Consider the following 20,721-nt stretch of genomic DNA (forward strand, 5'->3'; position numbering starts at 1 on the left):
ATCAACCTTGCCGTGCCGGGGAATTCCCTGCTATCTGTCACCCATGACCGCGTATTCCCCGGACGCCACCGACTGGCGCATTCTCGAGGTCCTCCAGCGCGAGGGCCGGGCCAGCTTCGCCGACCTGGCGCGAGCCGTGGCGATGTCGGCGAGCGCCGTCACCGAGCGGGTCCGGCGGCTGGAGGAGGCGGGCGTCATCCAGGGGTACGCGGCCGTGGTGGACCCCGAGCGGCTGGGGCTGCCGATCCTGGCCTTCGTGCGGCTGCGCTATCCCAACGGCAACTACAAGCCGTTCCACGACCTGGTGGCCGTCACGCCCGAGATCCTCGAAGCACACCATGTGACGGGCGACGACTGCTTCGTGATCAAGGTCACCGCTCGCTCGATGCGGCACCTGGAGGAGGTGTCGGGCAAGATCGGCGCGCTGGGGTCGGTGACGACCAGCGTCGTCTACTCCTCGCCGCTTCCCCGGCGTCCACTGGGCCGGTGACCCCGCTGCCGGACCACTGACCCCGATCTGCCCTTGACGACCTCCAGCTGGGCGTGGATCCGACGGCGCAGATCGGCGACATGGCTGACGATGCCGACGCTGCGGTCGCGTTCGCGCAGTGAGTCGAGGACGTCCAGGACCTCGTCGAGCGTCTGGTCGTCGAGGCTGCCGAACCCCTCGTCGATGAAGAGGGTGTCCAGACGGACCCCGCCCGCCTCGTCGGTCACGACGTCGGCGAGACCCAGGGCGAGGGCGAGGGAGGCGAAGAACGTCTCGCCGCCCGACAGTGTGGCCGTGTCCCGCTCGCGCCCGGTCCAGGCGTCGACGACGTGCAGCCCCAGCCCGCTGCGGCCGCGCCCGGCACGGTCGTCGGAGTGGACGAGCGTGTAGCGCCCCGAGGACATGCGCTGGAGCCGGACGGTCGCGGCGGCGGCCACCTGTTCGAGGCGGGCGGCCAGGACGTACGCCTCCAGGCGCATCTTGCGCTCGTTGTCGGCGGAGGTTCCCGCGGTGAGACCGGCGAGCCGGGCCACCCGGTCGTACTCCTCGCGCAGCGGCCCGAGACGACGTACACCGTCGCTCGCCCGCGCCGAGAGCTGGTCGAGTTCCGCGCAACGGCGGGCCGCGGCGTCCTGGGCGGAGGCCGCCGTGCGCAGCCGCTCGGCCGCTGCGGCCGCCGACTGTTCCGCGGCCGCGAGGTCGGCGGGCGGCTGCCGCGCGGCGGCCACGGTGTCGGGCTCGGCGAGGGCGGCACGTACGGCGGCCTCCTCGGACTGCCGGGCGTCCAGCCGCCGTTGCAGCTCGCGGTGGGCGGTGTCGTCGAGAAGGGCGTCGGCGGCGGCCAGCGGGGTCTCGAAGCCGGCCCGGAACGCGGCTTCGTCGAGGCGTCCGTCGGCTGCCTTGAGGCGCTCGGCGCTCTCCTCGGCGACGCGGGCCGTGTCGGCCGCGTCGGTGAGCCGCGCCGCCAGCTCCCCCAGTTCCGCGGCCCGCGCGGCGACGGTGGCCGCGGTCCCCCGGGCCTGGGCCAACTCCTCCTCCAAAGCGGCCCGTTCGCGCTCCAGGCGGTCCCGGTGGCCCACCCGGGAGGCGGCCCGCACCGAGGCCTCGCGCTGCGCCGCCGTACGGCGTTCGTGCTCCTGCTCGGCCTGGCGCAGGTCCTCGCGCGCGGAGTGCAGCGCGGAGGCCTCCCGGCGGGCCCGCGCGTAGCCCTCCTCGACCTCCAGTGCTTCGGCGGCGAGGCGGTCCGTCGGGGTGTCGCCCGCCTCGGCGGTGGCTGCCGCGAGCGTCTCCCGTACGAGGCCGAGATCGCGTTCGTCCCGGGCGTGCCGTTCCTCGGCGTGCCGGGAGGCGGTGAGTGCCCGCTCCTCGGTCTCGCGGTCGACGTGTCCCGCGACCTTGCGGGCGGGCGCGGGGTGCTCGGTGGCGCCGCAGACTGCACACGGCGCCCCGTCGGCGAGGGTGGCGGCCAGTTCGGCGGCGATGCCGTTCAGGCGCTGTTCCTTGAGGCCGAGCCAGTGCGCGCGGGCCGTCTGTGCCTGCTCTCCGGAGGTGAGGGCCTTGCGCCGAGCGGCCTCCAGGTCGCGGACCAGCTCGTCGCGCCACCGGGCGGCCTTCAGGCGCCGCTGCGCGGACTCACGCCGGCCGTCGAACTGCTCGGCGCGGGTGGCGGCCTCCTGGGAGGACTCGATGCGGGCCTGAAGACCCGCGCGGACGGCGTCCCAGCCCGCGAGCCAGGCCTCGGTCTCCGTCAGGACGTCCTCGTCGTCCCGCTCCCGCCGGTCCAGGTCGGCCCGTTCGTCAACGAGATCGGCCAGCCGGCGCTCGCCCCGGCGGGCCGACTCCAGCCCGCCCAGTTCCTCGGCGGCCCGGCGGGCGGCGGCGGCGAGCCCGGCGGCTCCGGCGTCCGCGAACCGCTGGGGGAGCAGGTCCCGCGCACGTGCCGCGCGTGCCGACGCCCTGGTGTGCTCGGTGTCGGCGACCTCGCGCAGTTCCAGCGCCGGCGCCACCGACTCCGCCTTCCGCGCGCGCTCCATCCGGGCCTGCGCGTCCCGATGGGCGTCGGCCCGCTCCTCCAGCACCGCGGCCCGCTCGCGCGCCTCGGCGAAACGGCGCTGGAGCCGAGCCCGTTCGCGTACGTCCTCCAGGGCGCGCTCGGCTGCGGCCTGCGCGGACTCGGCGGCGAGGCGGCCGCAGTGGGCCGTGGTCAGCAGCTCGCGGGAGGTGCTGCGGGCGACGGCGGCCGCGGCCAGCACGGCGTCGGCGAGGCCCGGTGCGCCCGGCGCGAACTCGGGCAGTTCCATGGCGTCCCCGGCCACCTGCTGCATCCGGTGCGCGTCGGCGAGCAGGGCGGAGTCGCCCTCACGCACGCGTGCCTCGGTGGTGCGGCGGCGCTCGACGAGCCGCTTCTCGACCTCGGCGAACCGCCGGGTGTCGAAGAGGCGGCCGAGCAGCCGGCCACGCGCCTCGGCGTCGGCGCGCAGGAAACGGGCGAAGTCGCCCTGGGGCAGCAGCACGACCTGGCAGAACTGCTCACGGCTCATGCCGAGCAGCTGGGTGATCTCCTCGCCGATCTCCTGGTGGGAGCGGCTGAGGTCCTTCCAGGCGCCGGTGACCGCGTCGTGCTCGCGCAGCCAGCTCTGCGCCTTCTCGACCGTCGTGCCCGTGCCGCGCTTCTTGGCCCGCTCCCAGGGCGGCTGCCGGGTGACCTCCAGCCGCCGTCCCGCGACGGTGAGTTGGAGGGCGACCTCGGTGCGGATGCCGGGTGCCGCGTGGTCGCTGCGCAGGGTCAGACCCTGGCCGCTCTGCCGGGCGCCGGGCACGGAGCCGTACAGCGCGTAGCACACGGCGTCCAGGACGGAGGTCTTGCCGGCGCCCGTCGGCCCGTGCAGCAGGAAGAGTCCGGCGGCGGAGAGCTCGTCGAAGTCGACGCGCTGGGAGCCGCCGAAGGGGCCGAAGGCCGTCAGGTCGAGCCGGTGCAGCCTCACGGCGCCACCTCCCGGACCGCGTCGTCCGCGCGCACCGCGTCGAAGGCGTCCCGCAGGACGTCCTGCTCGCGTGCGTCGGGTGCTGCTCCGCGCACATGCGCCACGAAGTCCTCCGCGATCTCCTGGTCGTTGCGGTCGGCGAGGCGCCGGGCGTACGACACGTCGGGGTCGTCCGGGGCGCGCTCGGGGGCGAAGGCGAGGCTGAGGGTGTGCGGGAAGCGCTGGGTGAGCCGGGCCATGGGGTCGGCCGGGCGGACGGCGTCGGTGAGCGTCGCCTCGACCCACGCGTCCTCGTGGCGCGCGAGGGCGGGATCGGCGAGCAGTTCCTCCAGGGTGCCGCGGACCCGGGCCAGCGCGCGCGGCACCGGGCAGTCGATCCGCTCGGCCTCGACCTCCCCGCCGGCGCCGAGGTCGACGAGCCACATGGTCTTGCGGTGCTCGCTCTCCGAGAAGGAGTACGGCAGCGGGGAGCCGGAGTAGCGCACCCGCTCGGTGATGGTCTGGCAGCCGTGCAGGTGCCCGAGCGCGGTGTAGTCGACGCCCTCGAAGACTCCTGCGGGCACGGAGGCGACCCCGCCGACGGTGATGTCCCGCTCGCTGTCGCTGGGCTCGCCGCCCGTGACGAAGGCATGGGCGAGAACGACGGAACGCGTCCCACGCGCGCGTGCGGCGAGGTCGGCGCGGACCCGGTCCATCGCGGCGGCCAGCACGGTCTCGTGGCCCGCCTTCTCCACACCGAACTCGTCCTTGACCAGGGCGGGTTCGAGATAGGGAAGGCCGTAGAAGGCGACCTCGCCGAAGGCGTCCTCGAGGATCACCGGAGTCCCCGCCGCCGTCGGATCCGTCCGCAGGTGGATACCCGCGCGCCCGATGAGCCCGGCACCCACGCCGAGCCGGCGGGCCGAGTCGTGGTTCCCCGAGATCATCACCGTGGGCACGCCGAGGCCGGCGAGCCGGTGCAGGGCGTCGTCGAACAGCTCGACCGCGGCGAGCGGCGGCACCGCACGGTCGTACACGTCTCCCGACACGACCACCGCGTCGACCTCGCGCTCACGCGCGGTCGTGACGAGGTGACCGATGAACTCGGCCTGGGCGCCGAGCATGTTCACCCGGTGGAACGCCCGGCCGAGATGCCAGTCGGAAGTGTGCAGGAGCCTCATGATCCCCGAGACTAACGGCCGAGTCCGACAGCACGGGCGGTTACTCCCGTATCGCACCGTCATGCCGAGCGACACAAGGTGCCGTTACGGACATTTCCCCCACCCGTTCCCTCACCGTGTCACGTGGCACTCATCACGAAGCGCGCACCACGGAGCGGGCGCCACGGATCGCGCACCACGGAGCGGGCGCCACGAAGCGCGCACCACGGAGCGGGCGCCACGAAGCGCGCACCACGGAGCGGGCGCCACGAAGCGCGCACCACGGAGCGCCGGCGAGGAACAGCGCATCACGTTCACGCGTCCCCGTAAGCCTCCCCGCCCAGCTCGAACCCCGCCGTCCCCGCTGTCGCGTCCGCGAGCCAGGCGCGGAAGGCGTCCACGTCGGCGTCCGGCAGGCCGATCTCGATGGTGACCTCCTCGCCGTAGCGGACGTCCCGTACCGCGCGTCCCGTCGAGCGGAGGTCGTTCTGGACCTTGCCGGCCCGCTGGTGGTCCACGGTCACCGTGGCCAGCCGGAAGCGGCGGCGGGTCAGGGTGCCGAGGGTGTCGAGGGCCTCGCCGACCGCGCCCCCGTAGGCCCGGATGAGGCCGCCCGCGCCGAGCTTGACCCCGCCGTAGTAGCGGGTGACGACGGCGACGACGTACCGCATGTCGCGGCGCAGCAGCATCTGGAGCATCGGGACGCCCGCCGTGCCGCCGGGTTCGCCGTCGTCGCTCGCCTTCTGGACGGAGGCGTCGGCGCCGATGACGTAGGCCCAGCAGTTGTGGGTGGCGTCGGCGTGCTCCTTGCGGACGGACGCGACGAAGTCCTGGGCCTCCTGCTCGGTGGCCGCCGGGGCCAGCGCGCACAGGAAGCGTGAGCGGTTGACCTCGGTCTCGTGCACGCCCGCGTGGGCGACCGTGCGGTACTCGTCCTGCATCCGGCCAGCCTATGCGGTGATCGCCGGGTCGCCGTCGCCACAGGTGCGGGCGACGATGTGCGGGGTAACCGAGGGTGATGACCGTGGACGATGACCCGACCGAGCGCAGGGAGTGTGCGGCGTGACCGGCACCCGGGTGGAGAAGGGCGGCGCGGGCCCGCCGTCCTCCCGGTGGCGCGCCTGGCTCCTGGAGGGGCTCAGCGGGCAGACCGCCCGTCACCCGGGCCCGCACGCCACTCCGCGGGAGGAGCAGGAGGGCCACCGCTGGTGGCGGGTGATGTGTCTGACCGGCGTCGACTACTTCTCCACCCTCGGCTACCAGCCCGGCATCGCCGCCCTCGCCGCCGGTCTGCTGTCCCCGCTCGCGACGCTCGTGCTGATCGCGCTGACCCTGCTGGGCGCCCTGCCGGTGTACCGCCGGGTGGCGCACGAGAGCCCGCACGGCGAGGGCTCGATCGCCATGCTGGAGCGGCTGCTGCCGTGGTGGTCGGGGAAGGTCCTCGTGCTGGTGCTGCTGGGGTTCGCGGCCACCGACTTCATGATCACGATCACCCTGTCGTCCGCGGACGCCGCCGCGCACGTCGTGGAGAACCCGTTCGCCCCGCACTGGATGGCCGACGGGAACGAGTGGATCACGCTGGTGCTGGTCGGCGCGCTGGGCGCGGTGTTCCTCAAGGGCTTCCGGGAGGCCATCGGCATCGCGGTGCCGCTGGTGGCGTCCTACCTCGTGCTGAATCTCGTGGTGCTCGGCGCCTCCGCCTGGGAGATCCTCACGCATCCCGTGCGGATCGGCGACTGGACCGACGCCATGACCGCCGAGCACTCCTCGCCGTGGGTCATGGTCGGCGTGGCCCTGCTGGTCTTCCCGAAGCTGGCGCTCGGCATGTCCGGATTCGAGACCGGAGTGGCGGTGATGCCGCAGGTCAAGGGCGATCCAACGGACACGTACGAGCGGCCCGGGGGGCGCGTGCGGGACACCCGCAAACTGCTCACGACGGCCGCGCTGGTCATGAGCTGCTTCCTGCTGCTGTCCAGTCTCGCGACGACGATCCTGATTCCGCAGGACGACTTCGAGAGCGGCGGCCCGGCGAACGGGCGGGCGCTGGCCTATCTCGCGCACGAGCACCTGGGCGAGGCCTTCGGCACGGTCTACGACGTCTCGACGATCACGATCCTGTGGTTCGCGGGCGCCTCCGCGCTGGCCGGTCTGCTGAACCTCGTCCCGCGCTATCTGCCCCGCTACGGCATGGCACCCGAGTGGACGCGCGCGGTGCGCCCCCTGGTGATGGTCTTCATGGCGGCCGCCGTCCTCATCACCCTGTGGTTCAACGCGAACGTCGACGACCAGAGCGGCGCCTACGCCACCGGCGTGCTGGTGCTGATGCTGTCGGCGGCGTTCGCGTCGGCGGTGGCCGTGCACCGGCACGGGCACCGCCGGGCCACGCTCGGCTTCGGCGCGATCACGGCCGTCTTCGCCTACACGCTCGTCGCGAACGTCATCGAGCGCCCCGACGGCATCAGGATCGCGGCGATCTTCATCTTCGCCATCCTGGTCACGTCGTTCGGCTCACGGGTCCGCCGCGCCTTCGAACTGCGCGCCGCCGAGGTCGACTTCGACGAGACGGCGGCCCGGTTCGTCGACGAGGCCGCACGCAACGGGCCGCTGCAGTTCATCGCGAACGAGCCGCGGGAACACACCACGCGCGCGTACCGCTCGAAGGAGTGGGAGCAGCGCGAGCACACCCCGATCCCCGGCGGCGGCCCGGTGCTCTTCCTGGAGGTGTTCGTGCGGGACTCCTCCGACTTCACGGCGGACATCGCGGTGCGCGGCGACGAGAAGCACGGGGTTCGCCGGCTGCGCGTCTCCGGTCCCACGGTGCCCAACGCCATCGCCGCGGTCCTGCTGGCGTTGCGCGACCGCACCGGGCAGGTGCCGCACGTGTACTTCAGCTGGACCGAGGGGAACCCGGTGAGCCATCTGATCCGCTTCCTCGTGTTCGGTGAGGGCGAGGTCGCGCCGGTCACGCGCGAGGTGCTGCGCCGCGCGGAGCCCGATCCCGAGCGCCGGCCGCGCGTGCACGTCGGTTAGGCCTGTCCTCAGGTCGCGTGTGGCTTCCGGCCTCTCGGCACGGTCATCGACGTCAGCAGGGCCGCGCCCGGGGCAAGGGCTGACCAGCCGGGTCCGTGCCAGGCCAGGACGGCGATCGCCGAGGTCGGGAACTTCAGCCGCACCTCGTCCAGGGCGTCGTCCGGGCCGTCCCCGGCCAGTTCGAGGACCAGTTCCTCGAGGCCGGGGTTGTGCCCGACCAGCAGCAGTGTCCCTACCTCGGCGGGCGTCTCGTGGACGACCTCGAGAAGGCCGGGTACGTCGGCCCCGTAGAGGCGCGGGTCGAAGCGGGCCGGGGGCGGGGCGTCCCATGCGGCGGCCGCCAGTTCCCAGGTTCCGCGGGCGCGGACGGCGGTGGAGCACAGGGCGAGGTCCGGGAGGCAGCCGGCCTGCGCGAGCGCGCGGCCCGCGGCCGGCGCGTCCCGGCGGCCGCGCGGGGCGAGCGGCCGCTCGTGGTCGGGGACACTCTCCGGCCAGGCCGACTTGGCGTGCCGCAGCACCACCAGGCGGCGCGGCGGTGTCCCGCCGCCGGGCCCGTTCACGCCGGGGCTCCCACGTCGCGCATGAGGTCGAGGCCGAGGAGACGGTCGGCGTAGGCGTACGTCTCGAAGCGGGCGCCCTCCGGCAGCTCGGGCCCGGCGTCCTCCACCGACCGCAGCACCCGCAGCACCTCGGGCAGGTCCAGGTCGTCCTCCCAGGCCGTACGGAGCCGTCCGCGTACCTCGTCGGGGACCGGCCTCGAGGGCCGCCGCGCCCACTCGGCGACGGCGCGCCGCCAGCGGGCGAGGGTGTCACGGGCCTCGTCCAGCACGTCCGCGTCGAGCCCGAGGGGCTCCGAGCGGGGCCGGGAGAGAAGAGCGAGCCGCAGGACGGCGTGGTCCGTGTCCGGTCCCCCGGGGACCGCCCCGCGTGCCTGCGCGACGGCGACCCGCACCCCGTCGGGGGTCCGGCCGCCCTCCGCCACCACGTGCAGGATCTGGGCCTCGCCCACTCCGGCGCCCGCACCGAGGTCGCGGCCGTCCTCGAAGGGGTGGGTGCCGAGGGCGGTGGCGCCCGCCCGGAGCTCCGCCTGATCGCGTTCGCCGGACAGCAGCGCCCAGACGGGCGTGCCGCCGAGTTCCAGCGCGCGGACGAGGAGGTCGGCGACGAGGAGGACCCGGAGCGACCCGGAGTCGTACCCCGAGGCATGTGCCTCCACCCGGGTCAGGCCACGGCGGACGGGGGCGGCGACGACGGGTTCGCCGGTTCGGGCGTCGATGATGCGCAGCACGAGGCGAGCCTAGGCGGACGGGCGCGACTTCGCAGGCAGGGACCGGAATCAGGGTCCGTCGCGAGCTGTTGTAGTCCAGGACTGTTCCTTTCCGACCCCAAGGAGGCCGCCGGTGTACGGCGACGAGGCAGCGATCCGCAAGATCCTCACCGGACTCGGCGACACCTGGGCCGTGGTGGGCCTGTCGACGAACCGCGGGCGCGCGGCCTACGGAGTCGCCGAGGTCCTCCGGCGCTTCGGCAAGCGGGTCGTCCCCGTCCATCCGAAGGCGGAGACCGTGCACGGGGAGCGGGGATACGCCTCGCTCGCGGACATCCCCTTCGAGGTGGACGTCGTCGACGTCTTCGTCAACAGCGAGCTCGCGGGCGCCGTCGCCGACGAGGCGGTCGCCAAGGGCGCGAAGGCGGTGTGGTTCCAGCTCGACGTCGTCGACGAGGCGGCCTACGACCGCACTCGGGCCGCGGGCCTGGAGATGGTCATGGACCGTTGCCCGGCGATCGAGATTCCCCGGCTGGGCTGACCGGCCGACGCCTCCCCGGCCAGGTCGGAGGACCCGCCCATAATGTGCGGGTGACCACCGACTCCCCTTCCCCCCACCACGCTCCGGTCGTCGTCGTGGGCGCGGGCCCCGCAGGTCTCACCGTCGGCAACATCCTGCGGGCCGCGTCGGTCGACTGTGTCGTACTGGAGACGGAGAGCCGTGCGTTCATCGAGCGGCGGCCGCGCGCCGGCGTCATCGAGGAGTGGGCCGTCCACGGGCTGCGCCGACGCGGCCTGGCGCAGAACCTGTTGGCGCGGGCCCAGCGGCACTCCGCGTGCGAGTTCCGCTTCGGCGGCGAGCGCTACCGCTTCCCCTACACCGAACTGACGGGACATCACCACTGGGTGTATCCCCAGCCGTTGCTGGTGACGGACCTCGTCCACGAGTACGTCGACGTGCGCGGGGGCGACGCCCGCTTCTCGGTGCGCGACGTCGAGCTGCACGACCTCGACACCGGCCGGCCGTCGGTGTCGTACACCTGCCCGGACACCGCTGAACGGCAGGTGCTCACCTGTGACTTCGTCGTCGGCGCCGACGGGGCGCGCGGAGTGAGCCGCGCCGCGCTGGTGCCGGACCAGGCCCGGATCGCGCGGCACGACTACGGCACGGGCTGGCTGGCGCTGCTCGCCGAGGCTCCGCCGTCCTCCGACTGCGTCCTGTTCGGCGTCCATCCGAACGGGTTCGCCGGGCACATGGCCCGCAGCCCCGAGGTGACCCGTTACTACCTCCAGTGCCCGCCCGGCGACGACCCGGAGAACTGGTCCCACGACCGGGTCTGGTCCGAGCTCCACCAGCGTCTCGAGGGTGCGGGGGCCCCGCCGCTCACCGAGGGGCCGCTGATCGAGAAGCGCGTGCTGGACATGCACGACTACGTGGTCGAACCGATGACGTACGGACGGCTCTTCCTGGCCGGGGACTCGGCGCACCTCGTCGCGCCCATCGCCGCGAAGGGCTTGAACCTCGCCCTGCACGACGCGTTCCTGCTGGGCGACGCGCTGGTCGCCTACCTCGACGGCGGTGACGGCGACGGCCTGGACGGCTACTCGCAGGCGTGTCTGCGCCGGGTGTGGGACTACCAGGAGTTCTCGCAGTGGCTGTCCGAGGTCTACCACGGGACCGCGGCCGGAGACTCGTTCCGCGCGGGCACCACGTTCGCCCGGCTGCGCCGCCTGTTCACGTCGCCCGTTGCCGCTGCCGCGTTCGCGGAGCAGTACCTCGGGACGGCCGAACGCTACTGAGCCGGTCGGGTCAGTCGTGCACGGGCTCGTCCCCGAGCCGGTGGTCCGCCACGTTCAGCGCCTCGTCCACCAGGCGGCGCAGATGGCCGTCGGAGAGCGTGTAGACCACCCGGCGGCCCTCCTTGCGGGTGCTCACGAGCCCGGCCAGCCGCAGCCGCGCCAGATGCTGACTGACCGCCGGCCGGGCCGCTCCGACGCCTTCCGTCAGCGTCGTCACGTCGGCCTCGCCGGCGGTCAGCGCGTGCAGCAGGGCGAGCCGGGTGCGGTCGCCGAGCAGGGCGAGGAGCTCGGCGGCGAGGGCGAACTGCTCCTCGCCGGGGGTGCGCGGGTGCGCATGGTGCGCAGGTGACAGGTGCATGCGTGCGCTCATACGCACATAATGGCGCTGTGGGCGGACGCGCGTCCACCTCGGCGCACCGGAAGGGGATCGACGTGAGTGAGCGGCACGACCACGAACACGGGCATCGACACGACCGCGGGCACCACCACGAGCACGCCCACGAACACCCGCACCACCACTCCTCCCCCGCGTCCCCCGGCCTCCGCCACCGCGTCGCCCACCTCCTCGCCCCGCACTCGCACGAGACCGCCGACAAGCTGGACCCGGCCCTGGAGTCCTCGGCCCGGGGCATGCGCGCGCTGTGGGTCTCGCTGGCGGTGCTGGGCGTGACGGCCGTCGCGCAGGCGTTCGTGGTCGTGCTGTCCGGGTCGGTGGCGCTGCTCGGCGACACGGTGCACAACGCGGCGGACGCGCTGACGGCCGTACCGCTGGGCATCGCCTTCGTGCTGGGCCGGCGGGCGGCCACCCGCCGCTTCACGTACGGCTACGGGCGGGCGGAGGACCTGGCGGGCATCGCGATCGTGCTGACGATCGCCGCGTCGGCGGCCTTCGCGGGATGGACGGCGGTCGAGCGCCTGCTGGACCCGCGCCCCGTCGAACACGTCGGGGCGGTCGCCGCGGCCGCGCTGGCCGGTTTCGCGGGCAACGAGTGGGTCGCGCGGTACCGCATCGGGGTCGGCCGTTCGATCGGCTCGGCCGCGCTGGTCGCCGACGGACTGCACGCGCGCACGGACGGGTTCACCTCGCTGGCGGTGCTGCTGGGCGCGGGCGGCTCGGCGCTGGGATGGCAACTCGCGGACCCGGTGGTGGGGTTGGCGATCACGGCGGCGATCGCGCTGGTGCTGCGGGACGCGGCGCGCGAGGTGTTCCGGCGGGTGATGGACGCCGTCGACCCGGCGCTGGTCGACCGGGCCGAGCATGCGCTGCGCGAGGTCGAAGGGGTGTGCGAGGTGGGCGAGTTGCGGCTGCGCTGGATCGGGCACCGGCTGCGCGCCGAGGTGGCGGTCGTCGTGGACGGCGAGGCCACGGTACGACAGGCGCACGGGATCACCGTGGCGGCAGAACACGCCCTCCTGCACGCCGTACCGCGCCTGACGGCCGCGCTGGTGCACGCGGATCCGGCGCCGGTACCGGGTGAGGACGACCCGCATCTGGCCCTGGCCCATCACACGGCGGCCTGAGGTCGGAGGCGGGAGGCCGAGCGGTCGAGGGCGGCGCCGTCAAAGGTCGCGCGGCCAGGGGTCAGGCGACGCCGAGTCCGTCCAGCACCACCGCGCCCGGCAGTTCGGCGAACGCCTTGCCCGGCACCAGCAGCTTCCCGCGCCGACGCCCGCTGCCCACCAGGACGTACGGCAGGTCGACGACGGCGGAGTCGACCAGCACCGGCCAGCCGGCGGGCAGCCCGATCGGCGTGATGCCGCCGTACTCCATGCCGGTCTCCCCCACCGCCGTGTCCATCGGGGCGAACGAGGCCTTACGGACGCCGAGTCGGCGGCGGACGACGCCGTTGACGTCGACCCGGGTGGTGGACAGCACCACGCACGCGGCGAGGGTGGTCTCGCCACCCCGCTTGCCGGCGACCACGACGCAGTTGGCGGACCGCTCGAGCAGCTCACGGCCGTAGTGCTCCACGAAGACGGCCGTGTCGGCCCACCGGGGGTCGGTGTCGACGTGGACGAGCTGATCGGCGGGCACGCTGCCGCTCCAGTGGCGCACGGCGTCGGCGACCGGGCCGGTCAGCTCGTCGAGGCAGTCGGGGGCGGGGACGGCGGTGTCGAAGTTGCCGATGGGTGCGCGCATGGCCGCACGCTAACAGCCCGTTCTCCGCCGCCGGAGGCCGTCTCAGTGCACGGGCGGCGGCACCGAGACGGTCAGCACCATCTCCGTCGGGACGTCGCCCCGATTGCCGTACACGTGCGCGGCGTTGGCCTCGAAGGTGACGCTCGCGCCGGCCGGGACGCGGTACTCCGTGCCGTCCACGGTGAGGGTGAGTTCACCGGCCGTGACATGGGCGATCTCGACCGTGCCGGGCGGGTGCGGGTCCGAGCCGCTGCTCTCGCCGGGCATCAGCCGCCAGTCCCACATCTCCAGCGGGCCCGGCGCCTCCGTGCCCGCGAGCAGCCGGCTGTAGCTGCCCGCGTCGGTGTGCCACAGCCGTACCGCCTGTCCGGCGGGGACGATGCGGACCTTCGGGCCCTGGGCGTAGTCGAGCAGGGTGGTGATGCTGATGCCGAGCGCGTCGCCGATCTTGACGACCGTCCCGATGCTGGGGTTGGTGCGGGCCTGCTCGATCTGGATCAGCATGCCGCGGCTGACACCGGCGCGGGCCGCGAGCGCGTCGAGGGTGAATCCGCGCTCGGTGCGCCAGCGCCTGACGTTGCGCGCCAGGGACTGGGTCAGCAGGTCGAGGTCCGACACTTTCCGTCCAATGCCGTCCGGTCCCGTCCGCGCCCTCTGTTCCCAGCGGGCGCCAGCCGTTCCGGAGTCCAATATTCTGGATGACGGGTTCACTTTCCTGAACTACGGTGTGGTGCACCCGATCGTGCACCGAACTGTACTGCGAGGACCCCGTGACAGCACTCTTCGCCCTGGCCACCAGCCTCCTGTGGGGTCTGGCCGACTTCGGCGGCGGGCTGCTCACCCGACGGGCCCCGGCACTCACCGTGGTCGTGGTCTCGCAGTCGATCGCGGCGGCCGTCCTCGGGGCGATCGTGGTCGCCACCGGCGGCTGGAGCGAGGCCGGCCCCCGCCTGTGGTTCGCGGTGGCGGCCGGCCTGGTGGGCCCGGTCGCCCTGCTCTCCTTCTACAAGGCGCTGGCCCTCGGCCCCATGGGAGTCGTCTCCCCGCTGGCCACCCTGAGCGTCGCCGTGCCGGTCTCCGTCGGGCTGGTCCTCGGCGAACGGCCGGGGTACGTCCAGGTGGCGGGCATCGCGGTCGCGGTGGTGGGGGTCGTCCTGGCGGGCGGCCCGCAGCTGAGGAGCGCCCCGGTGCAGCGGCGGGCCGTCCTGCTCACGCTGGTCGCGGCGCTCGGGTTCGGCACGGTGTTCGTCCTGATCACCGAGGCGTCCACGACCGTCACCGGCCTGTTCCTCGCCCTGTTCGTGCAGCGCGTGACCAATGTGGCCACGGGCGGCGCGGCGCTGTGCGTCGCCGTCCGGCGCGGGGCGCCCGCGCTTCCCGAGGGCGGTCTGCCATGGTCATCGCTGCCGGCGTACGGGTTCGTCGGTCTCGCCGACGTCGCCGCGAACGGCACCTACGCCGTCGCCGCCCAGCACGGCCCGGTCACGGTGGCCGCCGTACTCGCCTCGCTCTACCCCGTGGTGACCGCCCTCGCCGCGCGAGGCTTCCTGCGGGAGCGCCTGCGCGCGGTCCAGGCGGCGGGCGCGGGACTGGCCCTGGTGGGCACACTGCTGCTGGCGGCGGGATGACACGGGTCGCGCGGCGGGGTGACACGGGTCGTGTCCCGGCGTACGCCGCCGGAGACGCTTTACGGCTCCAGCCGGGCCAGCGCGGCCGCCGTCTCCTCGTCCAGTCCCGACAGCGCGACCAGCTGGTCCGACGTGACCCCGTCCGGGATCGGCACCGGCGCCGGGGTGCGCAGCGGCGGCTGCCAGCCCTCGGCGGGCGTCCAGCGCCGCACGACCTTGGCGGGCGCCCCCGCGACGACGGCGTGGTCGGGGACAGTGCCGCGGACCACCGCCCCGGCCGCGACGACGACGTTCCGTCCGATCCGCGCACCCGGCAGGATGACCGCCCCCGTGCCGATCCAGCACCCCGGGCCGATCTCCACGGGCTCCATACGGGGCCACTGCTTGCCGATGGGCTGGTGCGGATCGTCGTAGGAGTGGTTCGTGGACGTGACGTACACATACGGACCGAAGTAGCAGTCGCTGCCGATGGTGACCGTCGTGTCGGCGATGACATGGCTGCCTCGGCCGAGCACCACGCCGTCGCCGAGGCGCAGGATCGGGTCCGGGCCGAGGTCCAGGTCGGGCATCAGACCGGCGGTCAGGGTGACCTGCTCACCGACGATGCAGTGCGCGCCGAGGTGGATCCAGGGCTCCCCGAAGACCGTGCCGAGCGGGAAGGCGAGCCGGGTGCCCCCGCCCATCGAACCGAAGCGGAAGCGGCCGGGACGCTCGGCGGTGACGGACCCCGTGCGCTGCGCCCAGGCCCAGCCCGCGTGGACGGCGCGCTGCACCTGTCGGCGCCGCCATGATGAGAACGTGTTCCAGGGCTTCGGCACCCGCTCACCGTACTCAGCGCGCGGTGCGGCCATGGGCCCGCGGCCCTGTGATCTTCGCCCTACCCGTGGCGTACGGTGCGGGGATACGACCGACGCGAGGAGACGGTGATGACGCACAGGGCGCTGATCGTGGGCATCGGCGGCAGGGAACCGAACGTCGACGCGGGGGCGTTCGTGGCGCCGACCGCCTCGGTGATCGGGGACGTGACGCTGGAGGCGGGCGCGAGCGTCTGGTACGGGGCCGTCGTGCGGGGCGACGTGGAGCGGATCACCGTCCGGGCGAACGCCAACATCCAGGACAACGTGACGCTGCACGCCGACCCCGGTTTTCCCGTGACGATCGGCGAGCGGGTGTCCGTCGGCCACAACGCCGTGGTGCACGGGGCGACGGTCGGCGACGACTGCCTCATCGGGATGGGGGCGACCGTACTCAACGGGGCGGTGATCGGGGCGGGTTCGCTGGTCGCCGCGCAGGCGCTGGTGCCCCAGGGGATGGAAGTCCCGCCGGGATCGCTGGTCGCGGGGGTACCGGCCAAGGTCAGGCGGGAGCTGAGCGAGGAGGAGCGGCAGGGTGTGACCCTGAACGGCACCCTGTACGCGGACCTGGCCAAGGCTCACGCGGAGATCCACGAGTAGGCACGGCCCCTGGGGGAGCGGGGCTGTGACGTCTCCGAGGCATGGCTCGCGGCAAGCCCTCGCGGATCCGCGCCCTCCGACTAGTCGCCGACGGGCACGGTCTCCGGTTCGGCCTCGCGCGCAGCGCTCTGCATCTTCTTCGCCTTGCGCTTGATGATCAGCATCGACGTCAGACCGATCAGCACCGCCAGCACCAGGCCCAGGTACGAGAACCTCTTCAGCCAGGACTCCGCCACGACGCCCACGTAGTAGATGACCGCCGTCGTGCCGCCCGCCCACGCGATGCCGCCGAGGACGTTGGCGACGAGGAACTTCCAGTACGGCATGTGCAGCACGCCCGCGAGCGGACCGGCGAAGATCCGCAGCAGGGCGACGAAGCGGCCGAAGAAGACGGCCCACATGCCCCACTTCTCGAAGGACCGCTCGGCGGTGGCGATATGCCCCTCGCCGAAGTGCCGGGGGAACTTCGCGCCGAGCCAGGCGAGCAGCGGACGTCCGCCCTTGCGGCCGATGGCGTAGCCGATGGAGTCGCCGATCACGGCGCCCGCGGTGGCGCACGCGCCGAGGACGACGGGGTTGATACCGCCGTGCTGGGAGGACAGCAGCGCGGCCGAGACCAGGACGATCTCGCCCGGCAGCGGGATGCCGAGGCTCTCGAGTCCGATGACCAGGCCGACCAGGGCGTAGACAGCGGCTGCGGGCACCGTGTCGAGCCATTCCTGCACGTGCACCGCGGGTTCCTCCCGATTGACGTCCTTGGGCAGCCTTGCCTTCCCCGGAAGCCTACCGGGTCGGCCCGGCCCGCCCCCGGTCCGTGGTGTAGCGCGCTACACCACGGATCGGGGGGCTCGGTCCCTCGTGACGGCGGCCCCGCCACGTGATCGTGGTGGATGACGAACCCCACCCCTCCCCACCGTTCCGAAGGGACCTCCCATGGCCGTGACCCGCCGACGCGGACGCCGAACTGCCGTCATCGCCACCGCCGCCGCGATCTTCGCGCTGACCGCGGGCCTCCTCACCGGCTGGGAGTTCGACGACTCCGTCGACTGCCTCTCGAACGCCGACGACATCACGGACAGCATCACGGCGATCAACAGGGCCGGAGCGGACGCCATCGAGGATCCGACGAAGACCGAGGACTCCATCGACACCATCGAGAAGAACCTGGACAGGATCAACGACGAGTCGGCCGACAGCGAGGCGGACGGCAGCAAGGTCGACAAGGCGGTCGACGACCTCCGGCAGGCCGTCGAGGACTACAACCAGGACATCCTCGACGGTGACCGGCCCGACTCGGCCGGGATCGACAGGGCGGCCTCGCGGTTGAGGGACGTCTGCACGTCGTGAGCGGGACGGTCGTCTCCACGACGAGGACGGAGGGGCCACTCCCCTCGGGCGGCCCCTCCGTCGGTTCTCGGGCTCAGCGGCCGAGGGTCTTCGTCACGTCCGCGACGACGTCTCCCAGTACGCCGGACACCTCGGCGGGTGCCGGGAGTGCGTCGAGGAGCGTGGCGGGAACCGCAGGACCGGCCGGGTCGGCGGACGGGTCACAGCACTGCACCTGGGCGACCCTCGTCCCGAACTCCGGTGTGGCCGGGGCGGATTCGGCGGGCGCCGGGGCGGTGTCCGGGGCGAGGGGACGGCCATCGCGCGGCGCCGGGACGTCCGGGGAGCCGGGCGCGTCCGGAGCGGCCGGATCCGCAGGCCTCCGCAGCTTTGGACCGGGTGCCCCCGGCGCGGCGTCGGCGGTGTCGAACACCCACCGCTGGCCGCCGGAACCGTCCCGCTCGGTGACGACGACGGCCGCTCCCGGTTTGCCGGCGGCGCGGGCGACGACCAGGGCGTCGTCCCGTCGCAGCAGGAGTTCCCCGCGGACGGTCAGGTCGAAGAACGTCTCGCCGGCGTGCACCAGGCAGTTGACCAGGGCGGTCGTCCGGCGGCCCGGGTCGGCGGCCAGGCAGAGCGTCGGGTCTGCGGCGCTGCGCAGCAGCCCGTCGTCCTGGTACGACCACTGCTGGGTCGCGGCCTGTGAGCACCCCGCGAGGACCATCGGCGCACCGGTCCGGGCCCGGCCCCCGGCGGCGTCGAGGCAGAGGTCCGTGTCCGGGCTGCGCAGCGTGCCGTGCGCGACCTCGGCCGACCGGGACGCGGAGGCGGCCGACGGGGATCCGGAGGGCGACGGGTCGTCCGAGTCGCCGGGCCGGCCCCGTGCGTCGGTGGCCGGGGTGCCGTTCCCGCCGACGGGCGCGCCCCAGGTGGCCCCGGGAACGGGGACACCGTTGTCATCGGACCAGCTCCTGGCCGCGAAGACGGTCGCGACCAGGGCGAGGGAGGTCAGGCCCACGCCCACCAGCACGGCCTTGGGCCGTCGGCCCGGCAGGTCGAGCAGTCCCGCCGAGGTGGTGCGGTGCCGGCCGCTCCCCACGGGCGGGCGCTCCGCGGCGGGCCGGGCCGGCGCGTCGGCGGAGGCCGTGCGTCCGGGGCGCGAGTCGAGGTAGCGGCGGGCGCCCCAGCCGAGGACGGTCTCGGCGAGCAGCACGTCGAGTCCGTCGTCGAAATGGCTGAGCTGTTCGGCGGCGTGCCGGCAGAAGCGGCAGTGCGCGAGATGCTGCCGCACATCGGGCAGCAGGGTTCCGCCGCGGCGCAGGGGAATGTCGAGGAGACGGTTGTAGAAGCGGCATTCACTCGTCGGCGCGAGTTCCCGGTGGGCGCGTACACAGCCCGCCCGAAATTGTTCCCGCGCCTGTTCCAGGGCGGCCGTCGCGGTGCTGGCGTCCATGCCCGACAGACCGGCCGGTACGGTTATGGGTTCCGCCTCCACCTCGGTGTGCCACAACAGGCATTGCGAGGCCGCGGGGAGCAACTGGAAAGACCGCTCGGCGAGTTGCCGCCTTTCGGCGGTCGCCTGTCGCGCGGCGCGCAGTCCGCGGCCGCCGACGGTTTTCCGCAGCTCCGGCAGAACGTCGGCCACTCCGTCGGCGCCGGCCCATTTCCTGACCGTCTCCCGTACGGCGACGAGGAGTTGGGGACGCAGGGCACCGCCGGTACGCCCGTCCGTGAGCCGGCCGAACACCTCGTGGAACGCGGCGGCGGCCACGAGTCGTGCCGTGTCCTCGGTGCCCGCGAGACAGACGGTCGCGTAGTCGTGGGCCGCCCGCCAGTGGCGGGCGAACAGCAGAGCGACCGCGCCGGCCCGCACGTCGCCGTCGGCCGGCCGGTGGGCCAGCCGGGCGGCGAGTTGGGGATCGGAGTCCCCGGGGGTCCAGCCGGGGCGGGGCGGGTGGGGAGGGCGTGGGGGGGTCGGGGATTGCACGGAACCATTTCCTTCCAAGCCTGCGAGCGGCACGGAAAAGCACGGTGTCGGAAAGCAGTGCCGGATTGGTGCGTACCTTTGGTCTGACCAGGCACGTTGGCCTGATCCGGCCCATCCGTAAGGGGAGGCTCACCTTCGCACACACGTCTCACAGGAAACAAGGAGTTCGGGTGACCCAAGTTCAAAGTGCGGGAATTTCAGATAAGTTACCGGCGGTATCCGCACCCGCATTCGAAAAGCGCTCCGGACCGCCGGACTCAACTTGTGGACGCGCAAAGCCGGATGGCACACGGAATCTCCAACTTCCAGCCCGGACGGCACGGACCCTTCCCAAGCGCAGGGACGGCGCACAGGAATCTCTGATGTGACTCCCGGCGTACTCCCATCCCCGTGGGCCACCCTGATCCGCATGAGCGCCCCCCACTCCGCACCCAGCGTCCGCAAAGCGGTCGTCCCGGCCGCCGGCCTCGGCACCCGTTTCCTGCCCGCCACCAAGGCGACGCCGAAGGAGATGCTGCCGGTGGTCGACAAGCCGGCCATCCAGTACGTGGTCGAGGAGGCGGCCGCCGCCGGTCTCGACGACGTCCTCATGGTCACGGGTCGGCACAAACGGGCCATCGAGGACCACTTCGACCACGCCTTCGAACTGGAGCAGGCGCTCGCCGCCAAGGGCGACACCGTGCGGCTGGACGCGGTGCGCGACCCGGCCCGGCTCGCCGACATCCACCACATCCGCCAGGGCGACCCGCTGGGCCTCGGTCACGCGGTGCTGTGCGCCCGCAACCACGTCGGCGACCAGCCGTTCGCCGTGCTGCTCGGTGACGACCTCATCGACCCCCGGGAGACCCTCCTCAGCAGGATGCTCGAGATCCGCGACCGGTACGCCGGCAGCGTGGTCGCCCTCATGGAGGTTCCGCCGGAGCAGGTCCACCTGTACGGCTGTGCCGCCGTGGAACCGTCCGGTGAGGACGGGGTGGTGCGTGTCACCGGCCTGGTGGAGAAGCCCGCGCGCGAGGACGCGCCCAGCCGGTACGCGGTCATCGGGCGGTACGTCCTCGACCCGGCCGTCTTCGAGGTCCTGGAGCGCACCGAGCCCGGGCGCGGTGGCGAGATCCAGCTCACCGACGCCCTCGAGGAACTCGCGGCGGCCGGGACGGTGCACGGCGTGATCTTCACCGGTCGCCGCTACGACACGGGCGACAAGGCGGACTATCTGCGCACGGTCGTCCGCCTGGCCTGCGACCGGCCCGATCTGGGACCGGAGTTCGTCACCTGGCTCAAGGAGTTCGTCGCGGGCCTGGAGGACGGCGGCACGGACGCGGACGCTGACGCGAAGCGCGGCGCCGACGGGAGTGCGGAAGGCAGCGCCGACGACAGCGCGGAAGTGAGCCGGCCGGCGGCCTGACCGGTGCCCGGCCGACGCGGGGCGGGCACCGAACCGGGCGCGGGGCGGGCGGCTCGCGCCGGTGGCGGCAC

General features: G+C 73.5%; 20 protein-coding genes. 9 read left to right on the forward strand and 11 right to left on the reverse strand.

Going from position 1 to position 20,721, the window contains the following annotated elements:
* The first annotated feature begins 43 nt into the window (after window positions 1-43).
* Window positions 44-490 carry an Lrp/AsnC family transcriptional regulator gene (locus ACIPFH_RS39045; protein WP_054240409.1) on the forward strand — a complete coding sequence of 149 codons (447 nt, stop codon included), beginning with the start codon at window positions 44-46 and terminating at the stop codon, window positions 488-490.
* Here the strand turns inward: ACIPFH_RS39045 and ACIPFH_RS39050 are convergent.
* The 3 genes from ACIPFH_RS39050 to ACIPFH_RS39060 all read right to left on the reverse strand — a co-directional run bounded on the left by ACIPFH_RS39050 (window position 451) and on the right by ACIPFH_RS39060 (window position 5,554).
* Window positions 451-3,474 (reverse strand): AAA family ATPase, encoded by a 3,024-nt coding sequence (locus ACIPFH_RS39050; RefSeq protein ID WP_401834153.1) that lies wholly within the window; start codon window positions 3,472-3,474, stop codon window positions 451-453. The two genes, ACIPFH_RS39045 and ACIPFH_RS39050, sit on opposite strands and share 40 nt — an antisense overlap.
* A complete protein-coding gene (locus tag ACIPFH_RS39055) occupies window positions 3,471-4,634 on the reverse strand; it encodes an exonuclease SbcCD subunit D (protein WP_401834156.1) in 1,164 nt (387 codons plus the stop codon). Before ACIPFH_RS39055 ends, ACIPFH_RS39050 begins: the two co-directional genes overlap by 4 nt.
* A 293-nt stretch (window positions 4,635-4,927) precedes the next feature.
* The gene (locus ACIPFH_RS39060) at window positions 4,928-5,554 is read right to left on the reverse strand and encodes a YigZ family protein (protein ID WP_401834159.1); all 627 of its coding nucleotides are present in this window, start codon (window positions 5,552-5,554) and stop codon (window positions 4,928-4,930) included.
* A 121-nt stretch (window positions 5,555-5,675) separates the two neighbouring features.
* On the opposite strand from ACIPFH_RS39060, the gene ACIPFH_RS39065 reads away from it, so the two are divergent.
* Complete coding sequence (locus ACIPFH_RS39065; RefSeq protein WP_401834162.1) at window positions 5,676-7,643, forward strand: amino acid transporter; 1,968 nt, start codon at window positions 5,676-5,678, stop codon at window positions 7,641-7,643.
* An 8-nt stretch (window positions 7,644-7,651) separates the two neighbouring features.
* Here ACIPFH_RS39065 and ACIPFH_RS39070 read toward each other — a convergent pair whose 3' ends face one another.
* The gene (locus tag ACIPFH_RS39070; protein ID WP_356250917.1) at window positions 7,652-8,203 is read right to left on the reverse strand and encodes a histidine phosphatase family protein; all 552 of its coding nucleotides are present in this window, start codon (window positions 8,201-8,203) and stop codon (window positions 7,652-7,654) included.
* Window positions 8,200-8,931: a hypothetical protein gene (locus ACIPFH_RS39075; RefSeq protein WP_401834165.1), complete on the reverse strand. Its 732-nt coding sequence runs from the start codon at window positions 8,929-8,931 to the stop codon at window positions 8,200-8,202. The genes ACIPFH_RS39070 and ACIPFH_RS39075 overlap by 4 nt, the downstream gene beginning before the upstream one ends.
* Before the next feature lie 112 nt (window positions 8,932-9,043).
* Here ACIPFH_RS39075 and ACIPFH_RS39080 point away from each other — a divergent pair, with 112 nt between their 5' ends.
* Together ACIPFH_RS39080 and ACIPFH_RS39085 are read left to right on the forward strand one after the other, a co-directional pair.
* Window positions 9,044-9,451, forward strand: coding sequence for a CoA-binding protein (locus ACIPFH_RS39080; RefSeq protein ID WP_356250922.1), 408 nt, complete (start codon window positions 9,044-9,046; stop codon window positions 9,449-9,451).
* A gap of 50 nt (window positions 9,452-9,501) precedes the next feature.
* Window positions 9,502-10,710, forward strand: coding sequence for a 4-hydroxybenzoate 3-monooxygenase (locus tag ACIPFH_RS39085; protein WP_401834167.1), 1,209 nt, complete (start codon window positions 9,502-9,504; stop codon window positions 10,708-10,710).
* Between the two features lie 10 nt (window positions 10,711-10,720).
* On the opposite strand, the gene ACIPFH_RS39090 is transcribed toward ACIPFH_RS39085, so the two are convergent.
* The gene (locus ACIPFH_RS39090; RefSeq protein ID WP_356250928.1) at window positions 10,721-11,080 is read right to left on the reverse strand and encodes a metalloregulator ArsR/SmtB family transcription factor; all 360 of its coding nucleotides are present in this window, start codon (window positions 11,078-11,080) and stop codon (window positions 10,721-10,723) included.
* A 62-nt stretch (window positions 11,081-11,142) separates the two neighbouring features.
* On the opposite strand from ACIPFH_RS39090, the gene ACIPFH_RS39095 reads away from it, so the two are divergent.
* Window positions 11,143-12,231 (forward strand): cation diffusion facilitator family transporter, encoded by a 1,089-nt coding sequence (locus tag ACIPFH_RS39095; protein ID WP_401834168.1) that lies wholly within the window; start codon window positions 11,143-11,145, stop codon window positions 12,229-12,231.
* Window positions 12,232-12,292: 61 nt separating this feature from the next.
* Here ACIPFH_RS39095 and ACIPFH_RS39100 read toward each other — a convergent pair whose 3' ends face one another.
* Both ACIPFH_RS39100 and ACIPFH_RS39105 read right to left on the reverse strand, forming a co-directional pair.
* Window positions 12,293-12,850: a YbaK/EbsC family protein gene (locus ACIPFH_RS39100; protein WP_401834170.1), complete on the reverse strand. Its 558-nt coding sequence runs from the start codon at window positions 12,848-12,850 to the stop codon at window positions 12,293-12,295.
* Window positions 12,851-12,892: 42 nt separating this feature from the next.
* A complete protein-coding gene (locus ACIPFH_RS39105) occupies window positions 12,893-13,468 on the reverse strand; it encodes a helix-turn-helix domain-containing protein (RefSeq protein ID WP_401834171.1) in 576 nt (191 codons plus the stop codon).
* A 152-nt stretch (window positions 13,469-13,620) separates the two neighbouring features.
* Between ACIPFH_RS39105 and ACIPFH_RS39110 the strand changes: the two genes are divergently transcribed.
* Window positions 13,621-14,478, forward strand: coding sequence for an EamA family transporter (locus tag ACIPFH_RS39110; protein WP_401834174.1), 858 nt, complete (start codon window positions 13,621-13,623; stop codon window positions 14,476-14,478).
* Window positions 14,479-14,537: 59 nt separating this feature from the next.
* On the opposite strand, the gene ACIPFH_RS39115 is transcribed toward ACIPFH_RS39110, so the two are convergent.
* On the reverse strand, window positions 14,538-15,329 hold the full coding sequence (locus ACIPFH_RS39115; protein ID WP_356250943.1) for an acyltransferase: 792 nt from the start codon (window positions 15,327-15,329) through the stop codon (window positions 14,538-14,540).
* A 75-nt stretch (window positions 15,330-15,404) separates the two neighbouring features.
* Here ACIPFH_RS39115 and ACIPFH_RS39120 point away from each other — a divergent pair, with 75 nt between their 5' ends.
* Entirely contained in the window at window positions 15,405-15,932 is a 528-nt protein-coding gene (locus tag ACIPFH_RS39120) for a gamma carbonic anhydrase family protein (protein WP_356250946.1), read from the forward strand.
* A gap of 80 nt (window positions 15,933-16,012) precedes the next feature.
* Here ACIPFH_RS39120 and ACIPFH_RS39125 read toward each other — a convergent pair whose 3' ends face one another.
* Window positions 16,013-16,663, reverse strand: coding sequence for a DedA family protein (locus tag ACIPFH_RS39125; RefSeq protein ID WP_401834176.1), 651 nt, complete (start codon window positions 16,661-16,663; stop codon window positions 16,013-16,015).
* A gap of 202 nt (window positions 16,664-16,865) precedes the next feature.
* On the opposite strand from ACIPFH_RS39125, the gene ACIPFH_RS39130 reads away from it, so the two are divergent.
* On the forward strand, window positions 16,866-17,279 hold the full coding sequence (locus tag ACIPFH_RS39130) for a hypothetical protein (protein WP_401834178.1): 414 nt from the start codon (window positions 16,866-16,868) through the stop codon (window positions 17,277-17,279).
* 73 nt (window positions 17,280-17,352) lie between these two features.
* On the opposite strand, the gene ACIPFH_RS39135 is transcribed toward ACIPFH_RS39130, so the two are convergent.
* Window positions 17,353-19,245, reverse strand: a complete 1,893-nt coding sequence (locus ACIPFH_RS39135) for a ricin-type beta-trefoil lectin domain protein (protein WP_401834180.1) — start codon at window positions 19,243-19,245, stop codon at window positions 17,353-17,355.
* 409 nt (window positions 19,246-19,654) lie between these two features.
* Here ACIPFH_RS39135 and galU point away from each other — a divergent pair, with 409 nt between their 5' ends.
* Window positions 19,655-20,650, forward strand: a complete 996-nt coding sequence (gene galU, locus ACIPFH_RS39140; RefSeq protein ID WP_401834183.1) for a UTP--glucose-1-phosphate uridylyltransferase GalU — start codon at window positions 19,655-19,657, stop codon at window positions 20,648-20,650.
* The last annotated feature ends 71 nt before the right edge of the window (window positions 20,651-20,721 follow it).

Origin of the sequence: Streptomyces sp. NPDC088157 (assembly GCF_044741545.1) — a bacterium.
Taxonomy (GTDB): domain Bacteria; phylum Actinomycetota; class Actinomycetes; order Streptomycetales; family Streptomycetaceae; genus Streptomyces.